The 579-nt window shown below is 58.0% G+C and carries 1 protein-coding gene; it reads left to right on the plus strand.

Annotated features, from left to right (window positions below; translation table 11 throughout):
- The first annotated feature begins 32 nt into the window (after positions 1-32).
- The gene (locus M3I54_RS44575) at positions 33-506 is read left to right on the plus strand and encodes a PRC-barrel domain-containing protein (protein ID WP_254346755.1); all 474 of its coding nucleotides are present in this window, start codon (positions 33-35) and stop codon (positions 504-506) included.
- The last annotated feature ends 73 nt before the right edge of the window (positions 507-579 follow it).

The following is a 579-nucleotide window of genomic DNA, read 5'->3' on the forward strand; positions in this document are numbered from 1 at the left end:
CATCGCAACTCTTAACCGAAAGGAGCACAAGCATGACTATCCTTGATCCCCAATCAGGAGGCGCTGGCGCGCAAATCGTCGGCGGGGGCACTGGCGAAGGTCCGGGTCCCGAAATCATGGCCGCGGCCACGCTCGACGGCAACAAGGTGATTTCCGCAGATGGCGAACATGTCGGCAAGATTTCCGACATCATGCTCGACGTGCGTAGCGGTCGCGTCGCGTACGCGGTTCTGGCGGAGGGTGGATTTCTCGGCATGGGCAATACGCTTCACGCGATTCCCTGGAATGCACTAACACTGGACACCAATGAGAAGTGCTTTCGTGTCGACATGGCGGCCGAACGCATCAAGGACGATCCCGGATTCGATAAGGATCACTGGCCATCGATGGCGGATTCGACATGGGGTACGCAATTGCATGACTACTACAATCGCCGTCCGTACTGGCTGGCGACCGGGGAGCTTCCGGGACGCGATCCTGGCATGAACAACCCGGTTGACCTGTAAAGGCAGTCGGGCTTCGAGAGCGCTTATCGTCCGATCGTCCAGATTGACACGGACCTGATGTAAAACAATCGCC

The organism is Paraburkholderia sp. CNPSo 3274, from assembly GCF_024206475.1.
Taxonomy (GTDB): Bacteria; Pseudomonadota; Gammaproteobacteria; order Burkholderiales; family Burkholderiaceae; genus Paraburkholderia.

Excerpts from the sequence above, each read along its gene's own strand:
- M3I54_RS44575 (WP_254346755.1), top strand. The coding sequence starts at position 33 with ATGACTATCCTTGATCCCCAATCAGGAGGCGCTGGCGCGCAAATCGTC.